Consider the following 7,195-nt stretch of genomic DNA (forward strand, 5'->3'; position numbering starts at 1 on the left):
ATCCTCGCGGTCAACGAGTTCGGCACCTCCGCCATGGATTGGCCCCTGGAGGTCCTCGTACCCAGCGACCACAGCTGCCTGGTCACAGGAGTGGTCAAGGACAAGTATGGTATCCCTATAAATGGGGCGAGAGTGGCAACCGAGAACGGTGCAGTCACGGAGACCGATGGGAAGGGTCAATTCAGCCTGGTCGTTGAGAAAGGGGTGAGGACCTTTGGGATCAGCAAGCAAGGTTACGAGCTTGACACGATGAAGGTCGATATCCAGGACTTCCAGATGGATATTGGTACGATCACGCTGCTGGAAGAAATGGTCGATAACGAATACACTTTCATCGCCCTGCTGGGAGCGATCGCCTCCTTCATCGTAATAGCCTTGGTACTGACCTGGGCCCGGGGGAGGGAGTGAACCCTCCCCCCCGAAAACCTATAATGCCGACCGCCGACAATATATCCCTCATGGAAGGGAAGAAAGCTGTCGGGAAGGTGACCCACTACTTTAACAGGGTCGGCGTGGCGGTAGTTGAGCTTTCAGACCACCTCCGCATTGGAGAGAGGATCCTCATTGAGGGAGGGACCACCTGCTTCGAGCAGGTTGTGGACAGCATGCAGATAGAGCATGATGCAATCACCGAGGCAAAGCCGGGTGATGCCATCGGACTCAAGGTTTTGGAGAAGGTGAGAAAGGGGGACAGCGTCTACCGATTGGCTTGAGATCCCCAAGGTTATCGTTCAGCGGAAGATCTGAATTCACCTGGAAACAGGTCCCATTCACGATCTGGTCCACCATAGTGCTCAGTGTAAGCATTCACCTCCCCTGCACTCCTCAGCCTTAGGCTTTATCGAAAGGGTGTGCCCCCCGCCTGAGAGATCATTTATCATCAAGTGGGTATGAGCCCCTTTGTCCTCGATCTCAGCCATTTGAACTTGGTAGTTAGTCCTTGTCGCGAGCTTCATTTCCATGCTTTTCCTATGAATATCTGCGTTGGATATCATTTCATCACAATTGGGTTAAGAACACGATCCGGCCTAAGATTTCTACCGCCCTCCGGCGGTGTCCTCCCCGCAGTAAGATAAAGAATTACCGCATTGCCAGTGGAACGAATACCGCCCTGCGACGGTACAATTATTATGTCTTCGATTCATAATCAATCACCATGTCCAGATACGAGATGAGGATGGCCGTGAGGCACGACTGCCCCTTCTGCGAGATCTCCTCCAGGTATCCCAATGCCACTTTCAGGGTATGGGACAACTTCCGTACTGTAATCGTCGAGATCAACGGCCTTGGACCCGAGGAGATGAAGTTCATACGGACCGAGCCCATATTCTCCTTTGATTCCAATATAGTCCAGGAGAGCGAGGGATCTGTCCGCTTCTTTGTCAATGACTCTCGATTCGTGGGAACCACTATCTCCCAGATGATCGAGGAAAACGACTGCTGGTACCTGGTCCCGGATGAGATAAGGGGGGGATGGGAGCACCACACCATATTCTCCGACTCGAGGGAGAACCTTCAGAAGCTGGTCGAGGACATCAAGTCAGCAGGGGGCGAGGCAAGGGTCTCATCCATCCATCCTCTGGTCACCAGTGGTCAATGGGAGTCAATCCTCCCCATATCGAGCATCCTTGCTGGTCTGACAAGGAAGCAGATCAACGCCATCTCCATCGCGGTGGAAATGGGTTACTTCGAGGAACCTTCCCTGATCAGCGCGGACGACCTTGCGGGCAAGATTGGCGTTTCCCGCTCGACATTCTCCGAGCACCTGAGAAAGGCTCAGAGGAAGATACTGACCAACGTGTTCTCATGGATCCAGATCGACATCGACAACCCTGCCTTCCGTTCATAAACGATCGGACTGCGCCTTCCTCCGAACGCGGACCTAATCGATATGGGGGCCTTGGTGAATGTGCACCAATTCCAGTCATCTACTTGTCCCTCGGAAGATCGATCGTCATGACTATGGAAAGCGCTGATGGAGTCCCCTCCTCATGTACTGCAGGTTCGCATTGATCGATTTGCCAGATCGTTCAATACGAGATTCCGGCTGACGGATCGTAGACCACCGTTATCTCCATCTCGCCGTAGTTGCCAGCAGCGTCAACAGCCCATACCGTTATGCTGTTGGATCCCAGATGCAGCTCCACTACGAAGCCGAAGGTGTATTCGGTCTCCGGCGGGTCGACCACCGATGAAATGTTCTCCTCGATGGTGTCCCATACTATCAGGTAACCGATCTCGACGATTCCCTTGGCGTCCGTCACGAAGCCGGATAGATCGATGATCGGGATGTCGAAGATCGCACCGTCAGGTGGAAGCAGTATAGTGACTTCTGGTGACAGAGTATCCTCCGTCTCGAACCAGAAGGTGTAGTTCTCTAGGAGGTGTCTCTCTGCGAAACTCTTGGCGTCGGTGGTGATGGTCACCTCGTACACCGTGTTCGCTTCCAGTCCGCCCACCGGGACCATGGTGATGGTGGTGTTGTCGGCGCTCCAGGACACGAGGTAGTCGACGGTGGGCGATATGATGATCGCGTTCTCGGCCGAGGTTTTGTTCATGGGCTTGCAGAACTCCACCACTATATGCGAGCTAGTGGGAACGCAGCAGCTCTCGTTCTCGGGGGAGGTACTGTTCACGTTGGGGGTGCAGTCCCTGGGAGGCACCCTTATCTGCTGGCTCTCCACCGCGGTGTTGCCCGCCTCGTCCTGAGCCCTTATCGTGACGGTCCTCCAGTCCTCGGTGCACTTGGGGTTGTTGAATGTCCTGGTGAGGGTCTTGGTCTTTTCGTCCTTGTTGTAGGTCTTGTACCAGTTCTTCCCCTGGTTGCTGGAGTGCGATTCGTACTTTACCTTGTCCACACCCTCGTTGTCGCTTATGGTGATGGTGATCTTGATCCATCCCTTCTCCTTGTTGCTACCCGACTCCCCGATCTCGAACTCGATGGTTGGCTTCTGGTTATCTTCCTCGTTCGCCTTCTCTATCGCGTATCCACCCGCACCACAGGCTGCAGCACCGATACCGCCTCCGATGACCGCCCCGATGCCGATGAAGATGGAGCCGACCAGGCCTCCTGCGATGGCGCATACACCCCCGCCCACAATGCTCTCGTAACCGTCGATGCAGAACCTCTGGGTAAGATTGTAGTCGTTGGAGGTGATGTCGCCCCTGTAGATGGTCTCTCCGTCGATCTCCTCGACGAAGACATTGCCAGTCAGGCCCACATTCATAGTGTTGTTCTCGACCAGATCGTCTGTCTCCACAGGAACGCTCCAGTTGATCGTGAAGTGGTCCGCCTCTATCTCGAGCATCGTGAAGTGACCCTCGTCCACCATCTGGTAGTGGACGTCGCCGTATGAGACGTTGTACTCGTGGTACTCGGTCTCGATGTTGCCGATGTCATTGACCCTGTGCCATCCCACATCCGAGATCTGGGTGTAGTGGGTCGACACGGTCATGCTGTCCCGCACGTCAGATGTCATTGTGAGGTTCGTCCAGGCCTCGATCTCCTCATCGCTGATTATGAGGTACTCCTTGCCGAACTCCATCTCCTGCGTCTCGTTCCTGAAGTCCAGCTCACGCAGGTCGCTGGTGTTCACCATGTAGTGGTTCAGACCAAGTTGGGTGACGATCATCGTGCTTTCGGATGCGTATCTCTCCTGGACCAGGTGCAACGTCGGCTCCACAGGAGCTGGCTCTTCCTCAGGATCGTTCTCCGGCTCCCAGGTGCTCTCTATGCACTCGGTCTCCTCGTGTATCTCCTGGATCAGCCCGGTGTCCAGGTAGTAGCGCTCGTAGGTCAGGTTCATCCATGAATATCCTCCCTCGATCTCCAGCGCCAGCTCCATCTCGTCACGCCATAGGGTGTTGTTCACCCGCCACCAGTGATACTGTCCCTCCCCGGTCAGATTGAAGGTCGCGTTCCCCATGTCCACCAGGAACCTGTGCTCCGCTTCAACGCTGGTATTCACCTCGTCCGAATACTCCTCAATGGTGTTGTGGCTCGCCTCTAGGATGTCGTACCCCCATTCCATCAGGAAGAGGTTGGCCTTGGTCTGGACCAGCTTGATGCTGTCGTTTGCGTCGAAGTAGGGGGCGCTGTTGGGCTTTCCAGGGGTGGCGAAGTACGCGTTACTCCCGCCGTTCCTGGCCCAATCCGTGGATGTCCCGGTGTCCGTCGATATGTCGTTCCTGCCCATGGAGAAACCGGCCACCATGGAGTTCCCGGAGGGGAAGCCGACATCGAAGAAGTCACCCTCGGTCCAGATGCCTGCCTCCACCGCGATCTTTGCGCTCTCCCCCGGTTGATAGTCATCGTCGGAGCACCAGCAGGTGAAGTCCACTATGTTCACCCTGCTCAAAGGACCGGCGCAAACCGCCAACTCGTCCTCGACGTTGCTGAGCCTGACATCGTCACTCCCAGTGTAATAGGTACCAGCACCGTCCGAGAGATCGTCGTCGTCCTGACCATCTCCAAGGTAAACGGTGAGATAGGCACCAGTAGGCATATTCCAGTCAGGTAGCAATGCGATTACCGTTCCTGACCGGTTGACCAATGTCCACCCTTCGAGAGATTCTGTCCTCTCAGAAGGATTGTAAAGCTCTATCCATTCATTTCCAGCATCATCCCCGAACGGATCGTACATGACCTCGTTGATGTGGATGATGGCATCGGTCCTCTCTTTCTCCTCACCCAGCAGAAGAATAGCCGGGATCGTGATGGCAATAATGATAATGATCGCCACGAGAACAGCAAGAATCTTGTTGTCCACGAGAATCCCCTAAACTGGTTCACCTCGAAGCTATAAATACTCTTTCCATTCGTTTGCGGATAACGATTTTCGGTTTTTCCTGTTCTGACCTCTATCTGGCAGCATTTCGATCAAGGCCATCTTTCCCTCTCAAAGAGAAGAATGATGTGAATTTCGTTGCAGTGTGACCGATTGATGGTCACAAGTGCTCAAATCCCCCAAGTATTGTGACCATTTCTACACTAATTCATGAAGCTGAGACGGAGTATGACCGGCAGCAGGGAAATGACTGAGACCGAGCATGCGAGGGCTGAACTTCGCGTATATGGAATGGTAAGGTAGGTGATGAGATGAGTGAATTCGACCAGATGCCAGATGCCAAGGAATTCAAGGAGATCATGATCGTGATATCCGAGACTGTCCCGGAGCTCCTGGACAAGATCACGAAGGTCATCAGCGACAACCAGGAGGGCACCAAGATGGGCAAGTCGGTGGCCTCGTTCTACACCACGCTCGTGGAAAGCGGAATGCCCAAGGACCAGGCCTTCAATCTCACGAAGAACTTCATGTCCTCCGCGAGCCTTGGGGGAATGATAGCCAGCATGGGCAGCGGAATCGCCCAACAGCACCACTGAACATGCCCGGGGGAATGCGCCTCACTCTGGAGGAACGATAGCACTTCCTCCCCCTGGGTACTACACATTTTAATGACGATTTTTCGAAATTTGTGCGAACCACCACACGGTCTCTGGACAGACCCAATGTTGATATGCGTGTCCATACCTAACCTCCATTGGGTCGTCCATGTTGGATTCAAGGAATTCGAACTGGGAGAGCGTTCTCAGGCAGGATCCCAGGCCTTCCCTGTTAGAATATGGCAATCAGGCCGTGGAATGGTTCACCCGAAGGGACCTGATGGAGCAGGATCCAGGTCCGATCGAATCGCTTTGGGAGATGAGTGAGCCCGCGCGCCTTCTCAGGAAGCAAGGCGCCGACGGAAGGTGGCGTTACCCCCCCAGCGATGAACGAATACGGTCAAGGGATGGCTACGACCAGCTGGAGACCTTTCGCTCACTGCTCCACCTGGTCCACAAGTTCGGGATGGATCGAAGAAGCGAGGCGATAGTCAGCGGTGCAGAGTTCCTCTTCTCGTCCCAGACCGATGAGGGCGATTTCAGGGGCATTTACGGTGCGCAGTACTCGCCCAACTACTCCGCTGCGATTATGGAGGTCCTTGTCCGATCGGGGTATGTTGATGATTCAAGGATCAGGAAGGGCATGGATTGGCTGCTCTCGACGAGGCAGGATGATGGAGGATGGGCCATACCTTTCAGGACCGCGGGCGGATCAATTTCGGACTTCTTCATGGACAAAGGAATGGGGACTGTTCAGGGAGATAGATCAAAGCCCTCGTCTCATCTGATCACGGGCATAGTGCTCAGGGCCTTTGCCGCTTGCCCCAGGTACCATCATCGCACTGAAATACGGGAGGCTGGTGAGCTGTTGAAATCCAGGTTCTTCAAGCGGGACAAGTATCCAGACCGCGTCGCCCCATCGTACTGGGAGAACATCACTTTCCCCTTCTGGCAGACCGACATACTGAGCGCGATGGACGCACTCTCGCTGATCGGTTTTGGTATGGGAGATGAGGACATTCGGCGTGGGCTGAAATGGCTCATCGACGATCAGGGAGAGGACGGCCTCTGGAGGTCGAGGTACGCCAAGGGGAAGGACCCCAACATTCACCATTGGGTCTCGCTGGCGGCATGCAGAGTCATCAAGCGGCTTGTGCATTGAGCCGCCCCTGCTGACCTCGACCTTTCAAGAGGCTTCCGGTGTAGCATTTATCTGGAATGTCATCGCTATGTTGACGGGGGGTGCAGATGAAGGTGGAGTTTGATGATATCACGATCTTTACTAGGAGCCGAACGGAGGTAATCGATATCACCTCTCGTGTCGAGGGTGCGGTGACCCAGTCCTCGGTGAGGAATGGAATTTGCCTCGTTCACACGTTGCATTCGACCACCGCGATTGCCGTCAATGAGAACGAGTTGAACCTCAAAGAGGACATCGTTCGCAAGATCAGGGAGGACTTCCCGGCCAGCGCCGGATGGGCCCACGACAGGATAGACGACAACGCCGACTCCCACATCGCATCGACTTATATAGGCCCAACCCGCACATTCCCGATCAGAGGGGGAAGGCTCGTGAAGGGAACCTGGCAGAGCATTTTCCTGCTGGAGCTCGACGGTCCAAGGAACAGGCAGGTCGTGGTGGAGATCATGGGCGAGTAGAAGTCAGATCAGGGTCAAACCGTACCAATCATTTCGGTGAAAGGTGTCGGATTGCATCCACGAAGAATGAGACATGCATCATAGCGATACCATGACAGGGGGGCTCAAGCGGTCAGAGCCGGAAGGGCAACAAGGTCCCAGAGAGTCCCACCC

General features: G+C 54.7%; 7 protein-coding genes. 6 read left to right on the forward strand and 1 reads right to left on the reverse strand.

Features of this window, described 5'->3' with window-relative positions; translation table 11 throughout:
- The 3 genes from GKC03_09915 to GKC03_09925 all read left to right on the forward strand — a co-directional run.
- On the forward strand, positions 1-408 hold a 408-nt coding region (locus GKC03_09915; protein ID NYT12841.1), incomplete at its 5' end, for a hypothetical protein.
- Positions 409-458: 50 nt separating this feature from the next.
- Entirely contained in the window at positions 459-713 is a 255-nt protein-coding gene (locus GKC03_09920) for a translation elongation factor-like protein (GenBank protein NYT12842.1), read from the forward strand.
- Positions 714-1,156: 443 nt separating this feature from the next.
- Positions 1,157-1,849, forward strand: a complete 693-nt coding sequence (locus GKC03_09925; GenBank protein ID NYT12843.1) for a hypothetical protein — start codon at positions 1,157-1,159, stop codon at positions 1,847-1,849.
- A gap of 181 nt (positions 1,850-2,030) precedes the next feature.
- On the opposite strand, the gene GKC03_09930 is transcribed toward GKC03_09925, so the two are convergent.
- Positions 2,031-4,769, reverse strand: coding sequence for a hypothetical protein (locus tag GKC03_09930; GenBank protein NYT12844.1), 2,739 nt, complete (start codon positions 4,767-4,769; stop codon positions 2,031-2,033).
- A gap of 329 nt (positions 4,770-5,098) precedes the next feature.
- Here GKC03_09930 and GKC03_09935 point away from each other — a divergent pair, with 329 nt between their 5' ends.
- The 3 genes from GKC03_09935 to GKC03_09945 all read left to right on the forward strand — a co-directional run bounded on the left by GKC03_09935 (position 5,099) and on the right by GKC03_09945 (position 7,042).
- Positions 5,099-5,383 (forward strand): hypothetical protein, encoded by a 285-nt coding sequence (locus GKC03_09935; protein ID NYT12845.1) that lies wholly within the window; start codon positions 5,099-5,101, stop codon positions 5,381-5,383.
- Between the two features lie 169 nt (positions 5,384-5,552).
- Positions 5,553-6,545: a hypothetical protein gene (locus GKC03_09940; GenBank protein ID NYT12846.1), complete on the forward strand. Its 993-nt coding sequence runs from the start codon at positions 5,553-5,555 to the stop codon at positions 6,543-6,545.
- An 86-nt stretch (positions 6,546-6,631) separates the two neighbouring features.
- Positions 6,632-7,042, forward strand: coding sequence for a YjbQ family protein (locus GKC03_09945; GenBank protein NYT12847.1), 411 nt, complete (start codon positions 6,632-6,634; stop codon positions 7,040-7,042).
- Positions 7,043-7,195: the final 153 nt, after the last annotated feature.

This window comes from Methanomassiliicoccales archaeon (assembly GCA_013415695.1).
Lineage (GTDB): Archaea > Thermoplasmatota > Thermoplasmata > Methanomassiliicoccales > JAAEEP01 > JAAEEP01.